The organism is Burkholderia sp. 4M9327F10 (assembly GCF_005503145.1).
In the GTDB taxonomy this organism is placed as follows: domain Bacteria; phylum Pseudomonadota; class Gammaproteobacteria; order Burkholderiales; family Burkholderiaceae; genus Paraburkholderia.
Window position 1 is genome coordinate 1 of the sequence record NZ_SCNV01000073.1, and the last position, 22,439, is coordinate 22,439.

The 22,439-nt window shown below is 64.0% G+C and carries 22 protein-coding genes; 10 read left to right on the forward strand and 12 right to left on the reverse strand.

What is annotated here, in order from left to right:
- The coding region (locus FFS45_RS36405; RefSeq protein WP_137959479.1) for an alpha/beta hydrolase at positions 1-499 on the forward strand (499 nt) is incomplete at its 5' end.
- A gap of 130 nt (positions 500-629) precedes the next feature.
- On the opposite strand, the gene FFS45_RS36410 is transcribed toward FFS45_RS36405, so the two are convergent.
- Positions 630-1,310 carry a TetR/AcrR family transcriptional regulator gene (locus FFS45_RS36410; protein ID WP_137959480.1) on the reverse strand — a complete coding sequence of 227 codons (681 nt, stop codon included), beginning with the start codon at positions 1,308-1,310 and terminating at the stop codon, positions 630-632.
- A gap of 118 nt (positions 1,311-1,428) precedes the next feature.
- Between FFS45_RS36410 and FFS45_RS36415 the strand changes: the two genes are divergently transcribed.
- Positions 1,429-2,562 carry an NAD(P)/FAD-dependent oxidoreductase gene (locus FFS45_RS36415; RefSeq protein WP_137959481.1) on the forward strand — a complete coding sequence of 378 codons (1,134 nt, stop codon included), beginning with the start codon at positions 1,429-1,431 and terminating at the stop codon, positions 2,560-2,562.
- A gap of 87 nt (positions 2,563-2,649) precedes the next feature.
- Here FFS45_RS36415 and FFS45_RS36420 read toward each other — a convergent pair whose 3' ends face one another.
- Positions 2,650-3,912 carry a multidrug effflux MFS transporter gene (locus FFS45_RS36420; RefSeq protein WP_137959482.1) on the reverse strand — a complete coding sequence of 421 codons (1,263 nt, stop codon included), beginning with the start codon at positions 3,910-3,912 and terminating at the stop codon, positions 2,650-2,652.
- Between the two features lie 364 nt (positions 3,913-4,276).
- On the opposite strand from FFS45_RS36420, the gene FFS45_RS36425 reads away from it, so the two are divergent.
- From FFS45_RS36425 to FFS45_RS36445, 6 genes are all read left to right on the forward strand, one after another.
- Positions 4,277-4,966 carry a DUF969 domain-containing protein gene (locus FFS45_RS36425; protein WP_137959483.1) on the forward strand — a complete coding sequence of 230 codons (690 nt, stop codon included), beginning with the start codon at positions 4,277-4,279 and terminating at the stop codon, positions 4,964-4,966.
- Entirely contained in the window at positions 4,966-5,916 is a 951-nt protein-coding gene (locus FFS45_RS36430) for a DUF979 domain-containing protein (RefSeq protein WP_137959504.1), read from the forward strand. Before FFS45_RS36425 ends, FFS45_RS36430 begins: the two co-directional genes overlap by 1 nt.
- A gap of 21 nt (positions 5,917-5,937) precedes the next feature.
- Positions 5,938-6,948 carry a DUF2891 domain-containing protein gene (locus FFS45_RS36435; protein WP_137959484.1) on the forward strand — a complete coding sequence of 337 codons (1,011 nt, stop codon included), beginning with the start codon at positions 5,938-5,940 and terminating at the stop codon, positions 6,946-6,948.
- Positions 6,949-7,110: 162 nt separating this feature from the next.
- Positions 7,111-7,464 carry a hypothetical protein gene (locus FFS45_RS36440; protein ID WP_137959485.1) on the forward strand — a complete coding sequence of 118 codons (354 nt, stop codon included), beginning with the start codon at positions 7,111-7,113 and terminating at the stop codon, positions 7,462-7,464.
- Between the two features lie 148 nt (positions 7,465-7,612).
- Positions 7,613-7,747 (forward strand): hypothetical protein, encoded by a 135-nt coding sequence (locus FFS45_RS42845; protein WP_283204788.1) that lies wholly within the window; start codon positions 7,613-7,615, stop codon positions 7,745-7,747.
- 409 nt (positions 7,748-8,156) lie between these two features.
- Positions 8,157-8,393 carry a hypothetical protein gene (locus tag FFS45_RS36445; RefSeq protein WP_137959486.1) on the forward strand — a complete coding sequence of 79 codons (237 nt, stop codon included), beginning with the start codon at positions 8,157-8,159 and terminating at the stop codon, positions 8,391-8,393.
- 65 nt (positions 8,394-8,458) lie between these two features.
- Here FFS45_RS36445 and FFS45_RS36450 read toward each other — a convergent pair whose 3' ends face one another.
- From FFS45_RS36450 to FFS45_RS36465, 4 genes are read right to left on the reverse strand one after another with little or no spacing between them, the layout of a single operon-like run.
- Positions 8,459-10,567, reverse strand: coding sequence for a cation-translocating P-type ATPase (locus FFS45_RS36450; protein WP_137959487.1), 2,109 nt, complete (start codon positions 10,565-10,567; stop codon positions 8,459-8,461).
- Complete coding sequence (locus FFS45_RS36455) at positions 10,564-11,706, reverse strand: SPFH domain-containing protein (protein WP_137959488.1); 1,143 nt, start codon at positions 11,704-11,706, stop codon at positions 10,564-10,566. The genes FFS45_RS36450 and FFS45_RS36455 overlap by 4 nt, the downstream gene beginning before the upstream one ends.
- 8 nt (positions 11,707-11,714) lie before the next feature.
- Positions 11,715-12,827 carry a protease modulator HflC gene (locus FFS45_RS36460; RefSeq protein ID WP_171029854.1) on the reverse strand — a complete coding sequence of 371 codons (1,113 nt, stop codon included), beginning with the start codon at positions 12,825-12,827 and terminating at the stop codon, positions 11,715-11,717.
- Positions 12,828-12,843: 16 nt separating this feature from the next.
- Positions 12,844-14,739: an SPFH domain-containing protein gene (locus tag FFS45_RS36465; RefSeq protein ID WP_249363077.1), complete on the reverse strand. Its 1,896-nt coding sequence runs from the start codon at positions 14,737-14,739 to the stop codon at positions 12,844-12,846.
- 778 nt (positions 14,740-15,517) lie between these two features.
- Between FFS45_RS36465 and FFS45_RS36470 the strand changes: the two genes are divergently transcribed.
- Entirely contained in the window at positions 15,518-15,808 is a 291-nt protein-coding gene (locus FFS45_RS36470) for a hypothetical protein (protein WP_137959489.1), read from the forward strand.
- Here the strand turns inward: FFS45_RS36470 and FFS45_RS36475 are convergent.
- From FFS45_RS36475 to FFS45_RS36495, 6 genes are all read right to left on the reverse strand, one after another.
- Positions 15,799-16,143: a superinfection immunity protein gene (locus tag FFS45_RS36475; RefSeq protein ID WP_137959490.1), complete on the reverse strand. Its 345-nt coding sequence runs from the start codon at positions 16,141-16,143 to the stop codon at positions 15,799-15,801. The genes FFS45_RS36470 and FFS45_RS36475 overlap by 10 nt on opposite strands.
- A 186-nt stretch (positions 16,144-16,329) precedes the next feature.
- On the reverse strand, positions 16,330-16,995 hold the full coding sequence (locus tag FFS45_RS36480) for a glutathione S-transferase family protein (RefSeq protein ID WP_137959491.1): 666 nt from the start codon (positions 16,993-16,995) through the stop codon (positions 16,330-16,332).
- A 121-nt stretch (positions 16,996-17,116) separates the two neighbouring features.
- Positions 17,117-18,415: a HAMP domain-containing sensor histidine kinase gene (locus FFS45_RS36485; protein WP_171029855.1), complete on the reverse strand. Its 1,299-nt coding sequence runs from the start codon at positions 18,413-18,415 to the stop codon at positions 17,117-17,119.
- A 218-nt stretch (positions 18,416-18,633) separates the two neighbouring features.
- The gene (locus FFS45_RS41980) at positions 18,634-18,879 is read right to left on the reverse strand and encodes a hypothetical protein (protein ID WP_171029856.1); all 246 of its coding nucleotides are present in this window, start codon (positions 18,877-18,879) and stop codon (positions 18,634-18,636) included.
- Positions 18,880-18,931: 52 nt separating this feature from the next.
- A complete protein-coding gene (gene cydB, locus FFS45_RS36490) occupies positions 18,932-19,939 on the reverse strand; it encodes a cytochrome d ubiquinol oxidase subunit II (RefSeq protein ID WP_137959493.1) in 1,008 nt (335 codons plus the stop codon).
- Positions 19,940-19,944: 5 nt separating this feature from the next.
- Positions 19,945-21,333 (reverse strand): cytochrome ubiquinol oxidase subunit I, encoded by a 1,389-nt coding sequence (locus tag FFS45_RS36495; RefSeq protein WP_137959494.1) that lies wholly within the window; start codon positions 21,331-21,333, stop codon positions 19,945-19,947.
- Between the two features lie 154 nt (positions 21,334-21,487).
- Here FFS45_RS36495 and FFS45_RS36500 point away from each other — a divergent pair, with 154 nt between their 5' ends.
- Positions 21,488-22,414, forward strand: coding sequence for a LysR family transcriptional regulator (locus FFS45_RS36500; RefSeq protein WP_137959495.1), 927 nt, complete (start codon positions 21,488-21,490; stop codon positions 22,412-22,414).
- The last annotated feature ends 25 nt before the right edge of the window (positions 22,415-22,439 follow it).

The following is a 22,439-nucleotide window of genomic DNA, read 5'->3' on the forward strand; positions in this document are numbered from 1 at the left end:
CGTCGGCCACAGCTACGGGGGCGCGGTCGTGACCGAGGCCGGCAACGACGACAAGGTCGCGGGTCTGGTCTACGTGGCTGCGTTCCAGCCGGACACGGGCGAAACCCCGCTCGCGCTGACCAAGAAGATGCCGCCGGCAACCACGGCCATCAAGGCGACCACCGACGGCCACCTGTACATCGATCCGGCCAATTTCCATCAGGACTTCGCTGCCGACCTGCCCGCAGCAGTTGCCGGCTTCATGGCGGTCTCGCAGGTGATGCCCGCCGCGCAATCGTTCGGTGTTCCGATCACGCACGCAGCGTGGAGAACGAAGCCGAGCTGGGCAGTCGTGGCAACCGCGGACCGCGCGATCAATCCCGATCTGGAACGCTTCATGACCCAGCGCGCCGGCAGCAAGACGGTTGAGATCAATTCGAGCCACGTGGCCTACATGTCGCACCCGGCCGAGGTTGCGAAGCTGATCGAGCAGGCCGCAGCACAGTCCAGCAAAGAATGACGAAACGTGACTCGCCGCCCTCGGCCAAGGTATGGGTCGAGGCGGTTCAGATACGCGTGAACCATTAACGCCGGCCCGAAGATGCCCGGCGTAGGATTTCGCCCCGGCAACGGGCGGATCACATTTCAGATCAACGCCCCCGCCCCGACTCGATCCCGCGCAAAATAAGATCAATCCCCGCAAGAAAATCAGCGCGGTCATCATGAGCGCGCAACTGCCCGGCCACACTGCGGGTGAAAGGGAACTCCTGCGGATCGAGCTCGGACCACATGGCCGCCACCTCGCCCAGCAGGTTGTCTCTATCCGCTCCCAGCTCCCGGGCGAGATGCGCATTCGCCGCGTTCTGCCCGCTCACCCCAACGATGTAACTCAACAACGCGGACACCACTGCCCACTGCGTATCGTCCGGTACGCCAAGCGCGCGAACCTGCTGGCCTATGCCTTCGAAAATACGCACCATCGGCAACTGACCCGGGGCACGGGTGAGCGCCGAACCCACCCACGGATGAGCGTCGATCGCATCGAACATGCCCAGTGCGAGCGCGCGAATAGCTGCCTCTGGCGTCGCGCTGACCGATGATGCGCTCATGGTGCGGGCGATGATGGCGTCGCAGGCAGCGTTCAACAGATCGCTCTTGTCGTCGATGTGCCAGTAGATAGCGCCGGGACCGGTGGCGAGCCGCTCCGACAGCGCGCGGAACGTCAAACCGCTCTCGCCGCTGCTGTCGAGAAGCGCGATCGACGCTTCAATGATCCGATCCCGCGAGAGCGAGTCCTCCCGCCGCTGAGGGCTGCGTGCTTTCTTTCCCATACCTCTTCTTGACACTTATGGAATGTTGTTCCAATATTATCATGGAATGACGTTCCATAAGCGAGCTGAAGCTGGCAGCAGCAGATTTAGCCGCAGTCTTCGACTAGCAGGGAGCAGGATGAATACTTCAGTTGCAATCATCGGTGCGGGGCTCGGCGGGCTGACGCTTGCCCGGGTCCTGCATGTCCACGGCATAGCCGCGACCGTTTACGAAGCCGAAGCCTCGGCGGACGCGCGAGCGCAGGGTGGCATGCTCGATATCCACGAAAACAACGGCCAGCTCGCACTCAAGGCAGCGGGGCTCTTCGATCAGTTCCTCGAGATCATCCACCCCGGCGGACAGGCATCGCGCGTTCTCGACAGGCACGGCAAGGTGCTGTTTGAAGATCACGACGACGGCACAGGCGGCCGGCCTGAAGTGCCTCGGGGAGAACTGCGCCGGATTCTGCTCGACTCGCTGCCTGCCGGCACGGTCCGCTGGGGGCATAAACTCACAGCGGCGTCTTCGCTCGGTAGCGGACAACACATGTTGACCTTTGCTGACGGCTCAACGGTGACCACCGGCCTCCTCGTGGGTGCGGACGGCGCCTGGTCGAGAGTTCGGCCCCTTCTTTCCTCGGCGCAGCCGGCGTATGTGGGCGTGTCATTCATCGAGACCTACCTGTTCGACGCCGACACCCGTCACAAGGCGAGCGCGCAAGCGGTTGGCGGCGGCGGGATGTTTGCGCTCGCACCTGGAAAAGGCATCCTCGCGCACCGCGAACCCAATGGCGCGCTGCACACGTACGTGGAATTGAACAAACCAAAGGAATGGATCGACGGCATCGACTTCTCCGACCCGCAAACTGCGCTCAGCAAGGTTGCCGGGGAGTTCGACGGCTGGGCGCCGGAACTGACGGCGCTCATCACCGACGGTGAGACGGACCCTTTGCCGCGCCCTATTCATGCACTTCCGGTCGAGCACCGCTGGGAACGCGTGCCCGGGGTGACGCTGCTCGGCGACGCAGCGCATCTGATGATCCCGTCCGGCGAAGGGGCTAACCTCGCCATGTTCGACGGCGCTGAACTTGCGCAAGCCATTGTCGCTCACCCCGACGACGTGGAGGCCGCGCTCTCAGCGTATGAAAAGGAGCTCTTCCCCCGCAGCGCGGCTGAGGCGGCCGCGGCAGAAGGGATACTCGAAGTGTGTCTCGGCCCCAACGCGCCGCAGAGTCTGGTGGACTTCTTTACCAGCAACCAGCCGGTGCAGTGATCGGCCCGCACACGCAAGCCAATCTTTACGTCACCACTGCTATCGGGACGGCCTGCGCCAATCGCAGTGCGCGCCCAGTTGGCGCGCTTACGCCGCCTCGCCGCTGGGGGGCACAACGGCCTTGGGCTGCAGTTGCGCCAGATGCCGCAGCAGCTTCGTCACCATCGCGACTACGGTCAGCGCGAGGATCACGAAAAACACCGCGAGCGGCGTCAACTCCTGCACCGAGACAAAGCCAGCAAGCCCCATCATCGCCGAAGACACAAGCAGCAGCGCACACCCGAGGATCGCGCTCGTAAGGCCCGCGATATGCGGGAACAGCGAATTGCCCTTGGCCATCAAGGTGGGATACATGGCGCCGGCGCAGAACCCCATCACGAGCACGGGCGTAGCGAGCGTCCAGACCCGCAGGCCGACCGTCAACGCAAGCACCAGCATCGCCAGCGACGCTGCCGCCATAACGCGCGCACCGATCTGCAAACGCTGTTCCGCGCTCGGCAAGCGCGGGCCATGCAGACGGTTCGACAGGCCGCCCAGGAAGTACATCATGCCGATGCCGAGTGCGAGGTAGCCGAAAAAGGTCGGCGGCTTGTGCAAGGTGTTCTGCACCATGAACGGTCCGACGATGTTGAACACGAGCAGGATGCTGTAGCACAGCCCCTGTGCGAGGAAGCAGCTCTGGAACACGGGGCTCGAGAGCACCTTGCGCGCGTTCGTCACCAGCGTGCGCGGCGCGAGTTGCACCGGTTGCCGCAACGTCTCGCGATAGCGCCACACCACGACCCACATCAGCAGCGAATACACGAGCAGGAAGACAAGGCAGGCCTGCCAGCCGAACCACGTCTGCAGGTGGGCGCCGATCACGGGCGCCACAATCGGCGCAAGCCCCCACGCAATCGACATGTAGGTGAACGCGTGTATCAGCGCCTGTCCCGAGAACGAATCGGTGATGATCGCCTTCGCGAGCAGATTGGTGGTGGCGATGCCGAAGCCCTGCAGGCAGCGGGCAAGCAGGAACGTCTCCAGATTCGGCGCGGCGAGCGACAGCAGGCAGCCGACGGTGAAGATGACCAGACCGAAGGCCATGACGCGCTTGCGCCCATAGGCGTCGGCGACAGGCCCGAAGACCAGCTGGCCGAATGCGTAAGCCACCATGTAGCCGGACACGCTCGACTGGATCGCCTGGGGCGATGTCGCAAAGAAACGGGCCATCGCGGGCAGCGCGGAGACGTAAATGTCAATCGCGAGCTGTCCGGCAGAAGCGAACATGCAGATCAGGAACAGCAGGAAGTGCGGCGAGTTCGGGGCGTGCGCGGGGGTGACGGTGCGATCGGGGACAGTGTGGTTCATGAAGAGCATCGAAGGAGCAGATCCGGGCACGCGCGACCTCTTCGGTGCAAGTGCCGGACGCAGCGGGTGTAGGGCGCCATGGCCACGTATTGTGCCTGTTGTGGCGCAGATCGACGCGATTCCCATTGAGCGCGAGAGGTCTAGCCAGCGACGGTCCGGGGGCCGCAGAGTCGCCACGCCCCCCGCCGTCTTGCGGACAACGCTCCACGTTTACCCTAAAACTCCATTTTATCGACTATTTATCGATAATTTATCGTGTTAGATTTCCTCGCCGCGACTCATGCTATCTGGATAGCACGCGTGGCCAACCGAGGCGCGAACCGCGCTGCGCGCATCGCCACCGCACAGGGAGACGGGAGGAAACATGCTGGTTCTGATAGGAATACCGATCGTGGTGATCGGCTTCGCGCTGCGCTTCAATGCCTTGCTGGTGGTGACGGTGGCGGGTATCGCCACCGGTCTGGCAGGCGGCCTCCATACGGTCGAGATCATCAGCGGGTTCGGCAAGGCCTTCGCCGAGAACCGCTACATGGGCCTCATCTGGCTGACCCTGCCTGTGATCGCCCTGCTCGAACGCAATGGCCTGAAGGAACAGGCGCGGCACCTGATTTCGCGGTTGCAGGCGGCCACCACCGGCCGCGTGCTGTTGCTGTACTTCGTGATTCGCCAGATTACCGCCGCGCTCGGCCTGACCTCTCTCGGCGGTCACGCCCAGATGGTGCGTCCGCTGATCGCGCCCATGGCGGAAGCGGCCGCCACCAACCGTTACGGCGAGCTGCCCGATGAAGTGCGCCAGCAGATTCGCGCGAACGCCTCCGCCGTCGACAACATCGCCGTGTTCTTCGGCGAAGACATCTTCATCGCCATTCAATCGATTCTGCTCATCAAGGGCTTTCTCGAGCAGAACGGCGTGGTGGTCGAGCCGCTGCATATTTCCGTGTGGGCCATTCCGACCGCGGTCGCCGCACTGCTGATCCACTGCGCCCGCCTCATGCTGCTCGACCGCAACCTGTCGTATCGCATGAACGCCCAGCGCCGGAGCCTCGCGCGATGATCATCAAACTCGAAACCCTCTACGTCCTCGCCGGGCTGATGTTCGCCGCCTTCGCGCTGTTCAACCTGCAGGACCGCACGAATCCGCGCCGCGTCGTCAATTTCCTGTTCTGGGGCATCTACGCCCTGACGTTTATGTTCGGCGGCGAGTTGCCGCACTTCGTCACCGGCTGTCTTGCGATCTCGCTCGCCTTGATCGCGGGTTCGGGCAAGCTCGGCAAAGGCCAGCCCGAGAGCGCGAGCGCCGCGGCCGCCAGCCGCCGCGAAGCGCGCGCACAACAGTTTGGCAGCAAGCTGTTCATTCCCGCACTGCTGATTCCGTTCGTCACGCTGGTGGGCACCTTTACCCTCAAGTACGTGCCGTTCGTCGATGCGAAGAGCGTCACGCTCATTTCGCTGGTGCTGGGCACACTGGTCGCCTTCGGCGTAGCGCTCCTGATGTTGCGCGATGCGCCGCTCCACGCGCTCAAGGACGCCCGCCATACGATGGACGCGGTCGGCTGGGCCGCCATCCTGCCGCAGATGCTTGCCGCGCTCGGCGCATTGTTCGCCGTGGCGGGTGTCGGGCACGTGGTCTCAGACCTCGTGAAAGCGTGGATTCCGGTCGATTCGGCCTTCGCGGTGGTGGCGGCCTACACGTTCGGCATGGCCCTCTTCACCATGATCATGGGCAACGCTTTCGCCGCGTTTCCTGTGATGACGGCTGGCATCGGCCTGCCGCTCATCGTTCATCAGTTCCATGGCAATCCAGCCATCCTTGGTGCGATCGGCATGCTGTGCGGTTTCTGCGGTACGCTGATGACGCCGATGGCGGCCAATTTCAACATCGTGCCGGCCGCCCTGCTCGAACTGAAGGATCAGAATGGCGTCATCAAGGCGCAATGGCCTACCGCGTTGCTGCTGCTCGCCGTCAACACGATACTGATGTATCTCTTCGTATTCCGCTTTTGACCCGCTTTTGACGAGACGCCGATGACCGCTCAACTCACTTCCGCTATCGCATCGAAATTCGCCAACCTCGCGCTCGATCACCTCACGCGCGAGTATCCGAACAAGCTGACTCATTCGCTGGCCGGTCCGCAGGACGTCCAGGGGCCGCGGGCGCTGCACCCGATCTTCTACGGCAGCTACGACTGGCATTCGTGCGTGCATGGTTACTGGCTGATCCTGCATCTGCTCGAGCGATTCCCCGAGCTGCCCGAAGCCGCACGCATCGTCGCCGTGGTCGATGAGCACTTCACCGAGGCCAACGTCGCGGGCGAACGCGCATATCTCGATCTGCCGCACAATCGCGGCTTCGAGCGGCCGTATGGCTGGGGCTGGCTACTGGCGCTCTCCGCACAGATCGACAAACTGCAACTGCCGCAGGCGGCCCGCTGGAGCATAACCTTTGCACCGCTAACCGAGGCCTTCGTCGAGCGTTTTGAAGAGTTTTTGCCTAAGGCGACTTACCCGCTGCGGGTAGGCACGCATTTCAACATGGCTTTCGCGCTCGCGCTGACACTGGATTTCGCGCAGCAAACTTCGCGCGACTCGCTGGTGGCGCTGGTGGTCGAAACGGCGCACCGCTGGTATCTGAATGACGTCGCCTGTCAGGCGTGGGAACCGGCGGGAGACGAATTCCTCTCGCCGTCGCTGATCGAAGCCGAGTTGATGCGGCGCGTGCTGCCGGCCGAGCAGTTCGTCACATGGTTTGGCGCATTCCTGCCGGAGCTCGCTGCAAGCCAGCCGGCCACGCTGTTCGAGCCAGTCACCGTAACCGACCGGAGCGACGGCAAGATCGCTCACCTCGACGGCCTCAATCTCAGCCGCGCCTGGTGCCAGCGTTCAATCGCCCGCGCGCTGCCGGCCGGCGATGCACGCCACGCGCTGTTGATCGACGCCGCCGAGCGCCATCTCGACAGCGCCCTTGCGCATGTTGCCGGGGACTATATGGGCGAACACTGGCTCGCCACGTTTGCCACGCTCGCACTCGAAGCGTGACCAAAGCCGGCTCATTCCGCGGGAAATTCCTGCTTCGCGAAGGTCCTGCTTCCTGAAGCCCGCATGTTGCGACGCTCTCCGGCGTGTTTGTAAACGCTGGACACAATTGTTCTGGAACTTGGCGTCGCGGCTTCTTTCTCAGGAATATCGAGGGAGAAAGTCATGTTGCGCGTCATTGCGGCGCTCGGAATCGTGGCAGCTTTGGCCGGCTGCGCCGTCGCGCCAGGTTATGGATACCCGTACTACGGGCAGGCCTACTACGCCGACCCCGCGTATCCGTATGCCGGCTATCCGTATGGGTACGACTATGGCTATGTGCCCGCCTACGGCTCAATCAGTATCTGGGGCGGCGGAGGTTGCTGCTACTACCCGTACGGCGGCGGATACTGGCATGGTGGCCGCTACTGGCACGGCGGCAGCGGCTGGCATGGCGGCGGCGGTTGGCACGGGGGCGGCCATGGCGGCGGTCAATGGCAAGGCGGTGGAAGCAGCGGCAGCGGCGGGCATGGCCACTAGTGTCTTGCGTACAACGCAACCAGCGCAGCCGGTGGTTACGCGGCGCAAGCGCTGTAGCTTTTGCAGCACTGTGATATTGCTGTCATTTTACTGGCGTTAAGATAGCGCGCCCGTCCACCACCAAGGTCGGCCCGACCAGAAAAAACCCATGAAAAAACTTCTGTTTGCGCTCACGCTCGCGGCTGTCACCGTCGGGGGCATCACCACCGCCTACGCAGGCTATCACCGCCCGGTGTGCCAGAAGGTATGGGTCAATCATCACTGGGAAGAGCACTGCCACTAAGGCCGCGTAAGACCCAGCCGGAATCGATCCCCAAAAAAATGGCCGCAGATCGCTCTGCGGCCATTCCCATATGCGCGGCTTCACCCCACCGCGTTCTCGTCAGTGCGCCCACTCTGGCGCGGCCCCGTTTAGATCATCCCCGTACTTATGATTAGCAACACTTGGTTACGTTTAGTTACAGTCTAGGCCTTTCGCCGCCGGTTTCCATCATGGTTTTCCTTGATGCCGAGGGCCTGTTCCGCGCCCGCCCGCGCCCCGTCTGCAAAGGGCCTGCGTGCTCATGCGCAGCGCCACACCCTGTCAACGTAGGCAGCTTGCTATCCGATAAATATGATCTAAAGTGTGAGTATTAATTAGACAAAACAATGATGGCGTTTATTCCAAATACAAACCATCACGGGGGCGGGACATGCTTACATTGATCGATCAGGACATCGCGCACATTACGCGCGTGATGAAGCCGTCCATCTGCGGGGATCTGGGCGGTCCCATCTTGCCACCCGAGTACTGGCGCAAGCGTCTGTACCAGTTGCTCGACGCGCATCACGTCACCAAGACCCAACTCTGCTCGATCGACGACCTGCTGCTGCAGCTCGACGAACTGGATGCGGCCATTGTGCACGGCAAGGCAACCGCCGAGATCTAGCCACACCGCCGGGCCTTGAAACTGCCGCACGGCTCCGCGCTGCGCGGGAGCGTGCCTGGCCGTGGTCACTCGTGGTTGGGGTGGTGCGCCTCGCGGGCATGCTCGTCCCGCTCCGGCTGCGAGGCCGAATCCTCGTCGATGCGCAGCAGGCGGCCCGCGTTCGCAATCACAATGAACGTGCCGACGTTGTGCAGGATCGCCACCCACACGGCCCCGAGCAAACCGGCTGCGGCGAGCGCGATAATCTCGACCGTCCAGAGCAGCCCGATTGCCGCGTTGATGGTCGCGGTGCGGCGGCAGCGCCGCCCCAGCCGGATACAGGTCGGAATACGCCGCAGATCGTCGCCGAGCAGCACGATGTCGGCGGAGGCCACGGCAATATCGATGCCCCGTTCGCCCATCGCAATGCTGGTCGCACCGGCCTTGATCGCGAGCACGTCGTTCAGGCCGTCGCCCACCACCAACGGATGACGCCCCGCTTCCATTTCGTGCATCACATAGTCGAGCTTGTCGTGCGGCAGCGCCTGCGACACGACGGTATCAATACCGACCTGCGCCGCCACTTTGTCCGCTACCGCATCGCGGTCGCCAGTGAGCAGCGTTTGATGCACGAGGCCCAGTTCCCGTAGCTCGGCAAGCGCGCCGGCAGCCTCGGCGCGCAATGCATCTGCAAAACCGAACCACGCGAGTAACCGGCCGTCAAGCGCAAGGCCGACACACGGTCCGTCGATCTCGGCGGGTGCGGCTTGCAGCGCTTCTACATGCTCCCGCAGCAGCTCGGCGCGGCCGAGCACGGCGGTGCCTTCAGGCGTTTCTGCGACCACGCCGAGACCGCGCAATTCGCGGGTGCGCTCGAACGGTGCGACTTCATGCTCGGTCGACGCCGCGGCGTAGCGCGCAAGCGCGCGGCTCACCGGATGCGCACTGCCCGCCCCTAGCTTCGCCGCCAGCGCAACGGCTTCGGTCCGGGCAACGCCCGCCTGCACGTATACCTCGGCGACACGCAGTTCGCCGTGCGTGAGTGTGCCCGTCTTGTCGATCACCAGCGAGTCGATTTCGGCAATACGGTCGAGAAAGGCAGCATTCCTGAACAACACCCCATGTCTTGCACCCACTGCAATCCCCGCAATCGCCGTGGACGGCGCGGCGAGCACCAGCGCGCACGGACAGGCGGCGACAATCACCGCCAGCATCGCCGACGCATTGGCCGAAGCGAACCAGACAATCGCCGCGATCAGCAGCACAAGTGCGAGATACGCGCCCATGTAGCGTTCGAGCACTTGCGTGATCGGCGGCTTGACCTGCTCCGCGCGTTGCAGCAGTTCGATGATCTTGCCGAGTGTCGATTGCTCGCCTGCATGGGTGACTTCGATGCGCAGCGGACCGTCGAGATTCATCGCACCGCCGAACACCGTGCTGCCCTCGTCGACATCGAGCGGCAACGATTCGCCGGTGATCGGTCCGTTATCGACACTGGAGCGGCCGCGCCGCACGAGGCCATCGGCGGGGATGCGCGAACCGGCCGCCACTTCAACCGTGTCGCCGGCGCGCACGGATTCATAGGGCACGTCTTCGATCGTGCCATCCGCCTTGACGCGCCGCACGTGTCCCGAGGTAAGCCGGCCCAGCGCGCGGATCGCCTCTTGCGAACCGAGCACGCTGCGCTCTTCGAGCGCATGACCGAAGGTCATCACGATCGGCAGCAAAGCCGCCGTCGTCATGTCGCCGATCGCCCACGCCGCCAGCATGGCGAGTGCAATCAGCCGGTCCGTTACGCCGTGCAGGCTCGGCGACTTCAGGCTGTGCCATGCTCCGGCAAACACCGGTCCCGCCACCAGCAGCGACGCGAGTCCCGCCAGCACTTCGGCAAGTTGCGCGCCGCCCGGCGCAAAATAGCGCCACGCCAGCGACAGCACCAGCAAGCCGCCCGCCAGCAAGGCAAGCGCAATCTGCCGCGTGACGACGCGCCGCTCCTGCGCCGACAACGCGATCGTCGGACCGTCGCCGTCGTGGGAATGCCCGGCGCCTGGTCCGGACCCGTGGCCATGCGGGCCGCCATGCTCATGTACATGCTCATGCCCGAACCCGTGTCCGGCCGCCGCATGAGGTGCGCTAGCCGAGGCTGCCGCACCGTCCCGCGGAGCATGCTCGACCGGTTCGAAATGCGCGCTCATTGGATTTTCCCCGGCAGCACGAGGCTCGATGCGTCGTGTGGATCGATCGTCGTCACCCGTCCTGCCTTTGCCAGGATCTGCTGGATGCGGTCGCGATAGGCCCGCGCCAGCAGGCCCGGATCGCTATTGGCATCGAGCGGCGTTTCGAGTTGCAGGATCGTGGTGGTTTCAGCCTGAGCGGTCGCGACGCGCTCGGTGGCGCTCGCCTGCGCGCTTTGCAGGATCTGGTCGGCGGATTGCTGCGCGCCCTGGCGGATATTCTCGGCTTCGGTACGCGCATCGGCAATATTGCGGTCGGCGGTTTGCAGCGAAGTCAGCACCGAGTTGAATGCATCCACCGCCGCCGCCGGAAACTGGGCCTGCACGTCCATACGCGCGACTTCGATGCCCAGGCCCGCATGCGCCGCGGCAAGCGCGTTCAGATGACGTTGCACCGCTTGCGCCATGTCGCCGCGCAATTGCTCGCGCTTGACGGCCATCTGCTGGTCGGCCGAGAGCAGTTCGGGGCGCGCCACCAGAATCGAATCGAGATCGCGCGCCGCGGTCACTTCCACCACCGCCGCTGCGACCACGCGCTGCAGCGCCGCTTCAAGGCGCTCTTTCTGCAGCACGTACGCATACGGATCGACCACACGGTAATAAAGCGTCGCGCTCAGTTGCACGACACCTTTGTCGCCGGTCAGCACATAACCGGAGCCGGCCAGCGCATCCGGCAACAAAGGCGCGGTGCTGCCCGGCGCAGAGGCGTCGGGCTGGAAACCCCACGAGCTGATGTCGCCCAGCGGCAACGGCAAGGTCTGGCTCGATTCGGTGGCGGTGGCGGCGGCCGGGTCCGAGGCCCGCGCACGCGGGTCGCGGTCGAGCGAGCTGATGCGCTGTTCGAGCAGACGCGCACTGCCGGGGATCAGCAGCACGGTTTCAAACGGCTGCGGCCACGCGATCAGCAGCCCCGCATCCTGGGTACGCACGAAGGCGCCGAAGCGCATCACCACGGCGCGGCTATCCGCCGGAATGCGGCGGATATTCGAGGTCGCCCAAACCCCGGCGGCCAGCAGCGCAATCACCACCACAAACCAGAACGCGAGCCGTACGGCCTGCGCACCGGGTCCGAGCGAGGGTGATGGGGTGGGCGTCTCCATGGCCGTACTCATGGGGTGTGCTTGCCCTTCTTCGTAGCAGCCGGCTCGCCCGCGCCCGACGTCTGGGCTTGAGTCAGGCCGAGTCCTGCGGGCCCTTGCACCAGCACGTTGAACGGTGCGGCGTCGGTGCGCAGGATCAGGTTGGTGTTGGAGTTGACCACGGTGTTCAGCGTATCGAGCGAACGCAGCATCGTATAGAGGTGCGGGTTGCCCGCGTAACTCTTGCCATAGATCGCCGCGGCGTCCTGGCGCGATTGCGCCTCGATCTGCGCGGCCTTGACGTTCGCGTCGGCCACCGTGATGCGCGCATCGCGATCCGCATCCGAGCGGATCTGCGCAGCCTCGCGCTTGCCGTCGGCGGTGCGTTGCGCCGCCACCGTCTCACGCTCCGCGCGCATGCGCTCGACGGTGGCCGCCAGCGTCACCGCCGGCAGTGTGAGTTGTTCCAGTCCGACCTGCTCGACGTGCACACCATACGCCTGGTAGAGCTGAGCATCCACCTGGCGGCGCAGTTCGTCTTCGAACGCGCCGATGCGCACCTGGCTCGGGTTCGTGTTCACCAGCGAGGCGAGATCGAAGTCCGCGGAGGTGGTCTGCAAGGCGGAGCCGAGCAGCGAGCGGATCTGCCGCGCCGCTTCGTCAGGCTCATTGCGCACGGCGCGCACGAAACGCCCAACGTCGTTTGCATTGGCCGGCACGCGCCACGCCACATAGGCCTGCACGATGATACGCAGGCCATCGCGGGTGCCGACGTCCTGCAGCCCGCTGGAGGTCGTATGCAGGCGCAGGTCGACCGGCACGGCCGCTTCGATCGGGGCCGGCAAGCGCCACGCGAGCCCGGGCTGGAGCAGCACCCGCACCGGCTCGCCGAAGCGCGTCACCACCGTGGCCTGCCCCGCCCGCACCTGAATGAAGCTCGCAACCGCAAACGCAATCACCACACACAGCGCCGCAAGCGCGACGCGCCAGTAGAACCCGGGGCCGCCGGTTGCAGCGCCACCGTCGCCATGTGCGCCACCCCCGCCGTGATGATGGCGATGCGCATGTGCGTGACCATGAGCGTGCGAATGATTGAAACTCACAATATCCCCCGAAGCAGTCTGTCCGATGCCGTGCGGCATGTGCCACGCACCGTCATCAATAAACCCGCCGTGCGCCGGCCACATCGCCGGCGCCATACGAGCGCAGGTCGATGGTGGCGCGATTACCCTCGACCAGACGGTCGTCGATCACCGTGACATGAGCGTTCTGCAAGCCTTTCTGCAGGTTATGCAGGTAGTACTCGAGCACGAACGCCGGACCGCCCGCCTGGGCGGCGATCATGTCGGCACTGAAACTGGTTTGCTGGACCTGGGCGGCCGAGGTGATATCGGCCGCTTGCGCATCCGCCTGCGCGACCGCGGTTTGCGCCTGCTGCTGGGCGTCGCCGAGCGACTGGGCGGCCTGCCCGCGCGCCTGCGCCACACTCGCCTCGGCGCGGATCTGCGCGGCCTGCACGCTATGCCACGCGGCCGAGGCGCCAGCCGGCGGATGCACGCTTTCGATCACCACCGCCACCACCTCGATGCCGCTCGTAATGCGGTTCAGTTGCGCCTGCACCGCGCGGCGCAAGGCGTCGGCCATCACGGTCTGACGCGTTTCTAGCAGCGAGTCGAGTGTGTGCGAGGCCAGATACCGCACTACCTCGCGATTCGCAATTGCGCGCACGGTGGCGGGCACGTCGTCCGCGCGGTACAGCGATGCGCGCGCCGCGGCATCCGAGAGACCGATGCGGTAATCGAGCCGCACATCGGCGCTGACGATCTGGAAGTTCTGCCGGTCGCCGCTCGCGCCCGCAATCACCTGGCTCGTCTCCCCTTCATGCACGACATCCCACAGACGGTTCAACTGCTCGGGCGTCTGGGCATCGGCGGGCACCAGCGGCGAGGCACCCGTGCTTTCTTCAGGCGAGCCGGAGACGACCAGTTGATGGACCGCGCCGTTGTCGACGGCGCGCGCCTTGCCGAACGGCCAGGGCAGCGCCACATGGAGACCCGGCTGCCAGACCGCGACCGGCGCGCCAAAGCGCTCGTAGACGGCGCGCTGCTCCGGGCCCAGGATCACGACGCCGGTCAGCAGCCACGCGCACACCGCAATCGTGCCAAGCGCCGCGGGCAGCAGGCGCACAACGCTCTGCAACACCCAGTTCTGCCGCAAGTCGATACCGTAGCGGCTGCGCAGTTGCGCGCTAAAGCGCGCAAGCGGCGACGGCCGCAAGCGCAGCAGGCTCGCCACCAGACTGTCGGGTACGCTGGCGTCGCCGCTGCGCATCTGCGGCGGCGCGAACCAGGAGAACACGGCGCGCAACGCGAATTCGCCGGCAATCGCCGCGCTAAACGCCGCGATTGCCCGCACCGGCCACTGCGCCGCAAAGCCCGCGTAGGCGAGCAGCACCGCGCAGACCGCCGCGACCAGCGCGCTCAGCAGCGCCGCGCGCAGCACATTGCCGAGCGACGCCCAGGCGCGGCCACGCCCGGCATGCATCGAGAAAAACAGTTCGGCGACGAGCGTGCCGAATGCCAGCGCGAACGCGGCGAGGCCCGCAATCAGCGCGGCGCCTGGCGGCCGCAACACGGCAGCGAGCGCAAACTGGACGGGAGGCCGCCACGCGAGCGAAGCCACCGCCACTGCAAGCGCGGCGCACAGCAGCACGGCCCACGGCTGCCAGCGGATCGCGCGCAAAGTTGCGATTACGGCCGAGCCGGCTGCGCGCCACCAGACGAGGCGCCAGACCTGCCAGCCCAACGGTTGAGAAGCAGTGGCGGGAGCGCGCCGGCCGCCCGTATTGGCTAGCCGCGCCGCGAGCGCGACCGTGAACACATCGAGCCAGGCGCTCGACAAGGCGGCGCACCAACGGATATCGAACCAGCCGCCGCGCAGCAAGGGCAGCACGCCGAGCAGCACAGCCAGTGTCAGACTGATCGAGGCGATCCGCGTGGCAGAAACCGGATAGCTGCGCGTTGTTTCTTCGTCGCTTTGCACCTGATGCAACATCGCTATCCTTAAATGACCTGCGGCGGGTTCCCGAACCCGCTCAACGGTGTACAACTAACTGTATGTGTTTCGTCAGGATTTGTTTGGCAGCGCCCGCGGCGTGCGAGCCGAATTTAACGCGTCGTGATTCGAAACTCAAGCGAATCGTGAGCACCGGATGTTTAACCAGGCTCGAACGATTGAAGAATAGTGACGCACTTATTGAACCGAGGATTGGCGGCACGCCGTGACGGCAACGGCTGAAGCAGATGGCTTGCTGCTGCGCCTTGCGCCTACGGCCGCGGCAAGAGGGGGTACCGTCAATACGGCCCGACTCGGCCGATTTATAGAATTCCTGGAGCGATTTTACGTTTGCACATATGCGCTTTATGCGTGCGGCTTACAGTGAATAATGCCGTTCAAAGCTGGACTGAAATCGCTTCAGCATAAATAGACTGGTTTCCAAGCGGCCCAATTGCGCCTGTCACGTGCGGCATAATCGGCGGCTATTGCCGCTAAAACCCGAATCATCTGAAATCTCGCGATTAGCCCGTGTATCCGGCGCAGACGGCGCTTCAAAACGGCAGATAGAGGCGAAGGGGCACGGGTTGTCCGGCTCCAGGGCGCACGGTATCATCCACTTCGAACGCCTACCGTCACGCAGGCAAAAACGGCCACCCAAGGTGGCCGTTAGTTTTTATATCGCCGGATGCCGGACGCCGCTCGCTGGGCGGCGGGCACCCGATGCTCCCCGCCCGCGCGAATTCAGCTCAAGCGCACCCACTTTCTCTTTGCAATCATGGATATCAACAAACAACTCGCCGCCCTCACCACGTCCGAACTGCAGACGGCCGGCGCCAGCCAGGCCACCGCCATTGCCGTGAGCGTATTGTTGCGCCATCTGCAATCGCCCGAACTGTCGAAGCTACTCACCAGCGCCTTCGAAAACCATCAGGCCGTCATGCTGCAAACGCCGTGGCCGGATCAGATGCTGCAGTCGTTCGAAGCGACACGGCGCTTTCTCGAAGGCGCCGCGAAGCCGTTCACTGGCGACGAAGCCGCACGCGGCGCGACACCGCCTCAGGACTGACGGACCAGCGCGGCGCGCGTGCGCACGCGCAGCTTGCCGGTCATGCGCCGCTGCAGCGCGGCACGAAGCTCGGCGTGCGCGACCAGTTTATCGATCGTGACCCGCGCCACCGCACGGTGAGTCCGGCGCACCAGATGCGTCAAGCGCTTCTCGGTTGCCGGGCGGCGTGCCCACATGAACGCGGCGATCCAGCCGATCACCGTCCAGCCGAGCAGCACATTCACCATCGTGATTGCGAAAGCGTCGTCGCGATTGCGCGCATCGGCTTCGATCGACGGGATCATATAAAGGGTAAATGCGCCGAGTACGGCTACACCCTCGAGTATCTGCACCATGAGATCACCTCACTTTTCTACCGCTGTATTCCGTTGCCAGGGGGTGCGCTACCAGCCTGCATAAGCAGCGCAACAGTGGAGCCTAGTTTAGGGGAACCCTATCGGAAGTCTATACCGATAGACTGAAATCACAGTTGTCAGATTGCAAACAATCGAGCCGAATCGCCTCGAATCGCCCCGCGCCGCTCAATCCCGATCGGGTGCGCCGAGCGGGAACAGCGAGCGGTACGGACGCGCTTCGTCGACGGCGCGCGCGAACGACGGCCGCGCCAGCAGCCGCTGCCGGTAGGCCAGCACATTCGCGAACGACGGGTCGATGCGATGCGTCCAGTCCGCGTAGAACAGAAACGGCGCGGCCGCGCAGTCGGCGAGGCTGAAGCGCTCGCCCGCCGCCCATTCACGCCCGGCCATTGTCCTGTCGAGCCAAGCGTAAGCGGTGTCCAGCATGGCGCGGGCCTCGGCTACGCCGCGCGGATCGCGCTCGTGTTCGGCACGCAGGCTATCGCCCACCACTTTTTGCTGCGGCGTCGAAACATAGTTGTCGAAGAAACGGTCCATGCTGCGCACCTCGAGCGCGGCGCGCGGATCGGCCGGCAGCAGCGGGACCGGCCCCGGATGGTACAAGCCCAGATACTCGACGATGACGCTCGCCTCCACCACCGTACGTCCGGCCTCGACGTCGACCAGCACCGGAAACTTCCTGAACGGCCACAGTTCGGTGAGTTCGGCCATCACCTGCGGGCTGCCGTAGTCGATCTGGCGGTATTCGAATCGCGTACGGTTTTCGTAGAGCGCGGTGAGAACCTTCTGGGAGTACGACGAAAGCGGATGAGCGTACAGCTTCAATGTCATGGCGGTCACCTTGGTTCGTGAAGGAAAGCTGCCGGGCAACGCTGCCCTCAAAGCATGCTTTACCTGACGACGAACCGCGCCGCCGCAAATCGACATACCGACTCAAAAATTCAGACGAATTTCAACGCGCCGGCAAAACCAGACGTACCCAGAGACCGCCATCGGGATGATTGCCGAGCTTGAGATTCGCGCCGCAACTGCGCGCCAGCCGCGCCACCACCGAGAGGCCGAGCCCCCAGTGCTGGTGGCTTCCCTGGTTGGCGCTCAGGCGCACGAAAGGCGTGGTGGCGCTCGCCATTTCGCTCGCGCGGATACCGGCGCCATGATCGCGCACGCTCAGGAGCCAGCCGTGCGCATCGCGTGAGGTTCTGATCTCGATGGGCGGCTCGCCGTGCTCGAGCGCGTTGTCGACCAGGTTGGACATCAGGCGTTCGAGCAGCGGGCGCGGCATCACGAACTGCGGCCCGGCCTTCAGGTCGCAGGCGAACAAGGCGCCGTCCATGGTGCCGATCATCGAGAAACGGTCGCGCAGGAAGCCATCGACGGAAACGACCTGCTCCGCACCGTTGCCGCGGCCGGCGACCTGGAGCAATTGCTGTGCGATGTCCGAAAACGAATCGATGTCTTCGACGAACGCGACCCGCTTGTGCCATTCGTTGACTTCGAGCGCGCGGCTGCGCAGCCGCGCCGCCTGGTGTTCCATGTGCTGAGCGAGTGCGGCAAGCGCCGTGGCCTGCTCTTCGAGCGCTTCGTTGCGGCGCCGCGACATTTCATTGAACGCGCGCACCACGCAGCGCAACTCGCTCGGCCCCTCTTCGCGCACGGCCGCGGCGGCGCGGCGGCCACATGACGTTTGAGCGGCTGCGGCGGTTTCGCGGGCCGCGTGCGCGACATTGCGCAACGGGCGCTGCACGCGCCACAGCAAGAGGCACGCGAGCGCGAGAATCACCAGCGACAAGCCCCATTCTGCAAAAGCCAGGCGCGAATCGACCGGCCAGGATTCGAGCGCCTCATCGGACCATGCCGGATTGTCGAGCGCTCCATCCGGCATGCGCGGCGCCCAGGTATCGGCGACCCCGATCAGGCCTGCAGAACCTGGGGCCTCATACACAGCCGGACGAAAATCGACAATCCTCGGCCGCGCTACGAGGTCGAGTTTCATCGCGGCAGGCGCCAGCGAGACCGGCGCCATCGGCGCCGCGGCGAGCGGCTCGGAGACTGTCTCCAGGCCATCGCCAAAACCCGGCTGTCCGGTGAAGACAGCACTCTGCTGAGCCGCGCCGTCGTTGCTTGCCGCGGGCTCGGATACCAGCAGCACGACCGCGAGGCGTACCGAGAGCAGCACCACCATCGACAGCAAAATGGTTCTTACGAACAAGGTATTCAACGATTCCTCTTCGTTGTCAGTCGGAAGTCCCACGGACCCTATGCGGGCCGCGAGCTTCGGGCAAGTCAAATAATCGGCAATATGGGTAAAGAATCCGTCACTGCGTCCGTTAACCTTAAGAGAGACGGCAATGGGCAGATACGGGCCCGTGAGGCGAACTTGCACGCGGATCATCCCTCACGCCGGCGACATTAGAACCTGGGAATAAGACCCCTTGGGCGACAAGTCCTTACACAATCTTTCCAGGTATTTCAGGGGGTGTCTTTCGCAAAGCTGCCATAATACTTTGGCAACGTCAGCGCATGTTGTGCACGGCGAGTTTGTTCACGCTCCAGACTTCGAAGCCTCGCGCGAACCATGAAAAATCCAGTGGGGATCTGACGATGAAGCGCCAGCCATCCGATCGACGCCATGGTTTTCTGAACGACCTGAAGTGGATGGTCGTGCTCTGGTGTGTCGGGGTCGGCGCTACCGCACTGCTGACCCTTCCATTCCATCTGCTCGTATCCGCGATGATGCGGAAATAGCCGCCTGCCTGCGCCGTCACCCTCAGTGATAACCGGCGTCCCCTTCCCGTACCTTGCCGCGGAACACGCGATACTGCATGAAGTTGTAGACGAGGATGATCGGCAGCACGATCACGGTGCCCACCAAAGTGAACAACTGGCTCGCGTGACTCGACGAGGCCTCCCAGATCGTCAGTGACGGCGGAACGATGTTCGGCCAGATGCTGATGAGCAAGCCACTGTAGCCGAGAAAGCACAGCGCCAACGTAAGAAGGAAAGGCGTCGCTTCATGCTTCAACCGAAGCGAACGGAACACGCCCCATACACAGGCCACGACAAGAATCGGCACCGGCAGAAACCAGCCGAGATTGCCGCTGCCGAACCAGCGAAACGCCACCGCCGGCAAGCCGGCCACGGTCCACAGACTCACAATGGCCATCACCGCGAGCAGGACGCCCACGAGCGGGCGCATCACCTCGCGCATCTTGCTCTGCAATTGGCCATCCGTCTTCAGGATGAGCCAGCCGCAGCCGAGCGTCGCATACGTCGTGACCACGCCGATGCCGCAGAACAGACTAAATGGCGAAAGCCAGTCGAATGGGCCGCCGGCGAAACGGCCGTCGACGATCTTGATACCTTGCAGCATCGACCCCAGCACGATGCCCTGGCAAAACCCCGCGAGTGCAGAGCCGCCCATGAAGGCGAGATCCCAGGCGTGCTGGGTGCGTGTGGCCCTCGCGCGCAGCTCGAAGGCCGCGCCACGGAAGATCAGACCCACGAGCATCAGGATCAGCGGCAGATAGTTGGCCGGCAGCAGGGTTGAATAGACCACCGGAAACGCCCCGTAAAGCCCCGCGCCCCCGAGCACGAGGAAGGTCTCGTTGCCGTCCCAGACCGGCGCGATGGTATTGAGCATCACTTGCCGGTCGCCTTTCTGCTCGAAGAATGGAAACAGCAGACCAATGCCGAGATCGAAGCCGTCCAGCATCACATAAATGAAAACGCCGAGTCCGATGATCGCGGCCCACACTACCGGCAGATCGATTTGCATGGCGATCACTCCCCTTCCAGTGCGTCGAGCGGGCGATTACGCAGCACCGGATGGCGGCGCGACTTGCTACCCTCGATATGCTCCTCCGGTCCGCGCTTCATCATTTTCATCATGTAGTAGACCCCCATGCCGAACACCAGGAAGTACACCAGCACAAAGATCAGCAGCGACACACCGGCTTGCTGCGAGCCGATCGGCGAAACGGAATCCACGGTACGGAAGACGCCGTAGACCGTCCATGGCTGGCGGCCGACCTCCGTCGTAATCCACCCCGCCAGCAGCGCCACGATTCCAGAAGGCCCCATGCACAGCACGAAACGCTGATACCACCGGGTCTCATAGAGACGGCCGCGCAGCCTCAGTATCAGCCCAAGCAGCGCCGTCAGCAGCATCAACATGCCGAGCCCCGCCATGATGCGGAAGGTCCAGAACACAATAGGCGAATACGGGCGGTCCTCAGGCGGAAACTCTTTCAGGCCGCGGATCTCACCATCCCAGCTGTGGGTCAGGATGAGGCTGCCCAGATGCGGTATCTGGATCGTGTAGCGCGTCACTTCCGCATTCATGTCGGGCAGGCCGACCAGATTGAGCGCCGTACCGCCTTTCTCGGTTTCCCACAGCCCTTCGATCGCGGCGATCTTGGCCGGCTGATATTGGCGTGTGTTGAGGCCGTGTGCATCACCCACGAAAATCTGGATCGGCGTCAGCACGAGCAGGATCCACAATGCCATGGAAAAACTGCGTGTAACCGGTTTGTCGCGCCGGCCCTGCAGCAGATGCCACGCACCGCAAGCGGCGACGATAAAGCCCGCCACGATAAACGCCGCGATGGTCATATGCGCGAGGCGATACGGGAACGACGGGTTGAAGATCACTTTCACCCAGTCGACCGGTACGATATGGCCGTTCTGGATAGCGTATCCCTGCGGCGTCTGCATGAAACTGTTCGACGCGAGAATCCAGAATGTGGAAATCAGCGTGCCGACTGCAACCATCAGCGTGGCGAAGAAATGCCCGCGGGGACTGACGCGCTGCCAGCCGAACAGCATGACGCCGAGAAAGCCGGCTTCGAGAAAGAATGCCGTCAGCACTTCGTAGGTCAGCAACGGCCCCGTGATATTGCCGGCGAAGCTGGAAAATCCGCTCCAGTTGGTGCCGAATTCGTAGGCCATCACCACACCCGACACCACCCCCATTCCGAAGCCGACCGCAAAGATCTTCGACCAGAACTGAAACATGTCTTTATAGGCGACGTCGCCGGTCAGCAGCCAGCGCCCTTCGAGCACGGCGAGAAAGCTGGCCATGCCGATGCTGATAGCGGGAAAGATAATGTGAAACGATACCGTGAACGCGAACTGCAACCTGGCAAGGTGGAATGCATCGAAGATTTCCATGATGGCTCAGTCGCTCCAGGGGATAACGGTAGTAGAGCCCACGTATTGGCTTGTTCAGATTAGTGTAGAAATCGAATTCCTGCATTTTCAAGTCCCACGCCCCTTGCGCGGTAGACTTCGGCAGGCAATCACGCCACCGACCCTCTGACGCAACATGGACCGAATCGACGCGATGAAGGTGTTCGTCGCCACGCTGGACGAAGGCAGTCTGGCGGGCGCGGCTCGCCGGCTTGGCCGCTCGCCCGCGGCAGTGAGCCGGGCCATCGCCTTCCTCGAGGAACACACGGGGACGGCCCTGCTGCACCGGACCACCCGAACCATCAAGCTGAGCGAAGCGGGCGAGCGCTACGCCTCGGCTTGCCGGCGCATCCTCACCGAACTCGAGGAAGCCGATCTGCTGGTTGCGGATGAAAAATCCTCGCCGCGGGGTCTCCTGACGGTGACCGCACCGGTCGCCGCCGGCGAGGATGTGCTGCGCCCGATCCTGGACGATTTCGTCGAACGCTATCCCGACGTGTCGGTGCGCCTGCAACTGCTCGACCGTCCGGTCAGCCTGATCGACGAGGGTATCGATGTCGCGTTGCGCATCGCCCATCTGTCCGACTCGACGCTGATCGCGATCCCGGTCGGCGAAGTCCGGCGGGTCGTGGCCGCATCGCCGCGCTACCTTGCGAAGCACCCCCGCATCGACGAGCCGGCCGATCTCGCCCAGCATCGCATCATCTCGATGACGCATTTCGGTCTGGACTCCTGGAGCTTTCCGCCGACGGGCCACTCGACGATTCCGCTGGTGGTGCAATTCACACCGCGTTTTATCGTCAACACGATCCGCGCCGCGGTGACCTCGGCAGTCGCCGGACACGGCGTTACGCGCATGTTCTCCTACCACGTGGCCCAGCAGGTCAAGGAAGGCACGCTCAAGATCGTCCTGCGCGATAGCGAACACACGCCGCTCCCCGTGCATCTGCTCACACCGCAGGGGCGCCTTTCTGTCCCGAAGGTGCGCGCCTTCGTCGATTTCGCGACCCCGCGCCTGCGCCGCCATTTCAAGCAGTTCGAGCTGATTACCGATACCGATTGAATCGGCCGGCGGAAGAATGTCTTCC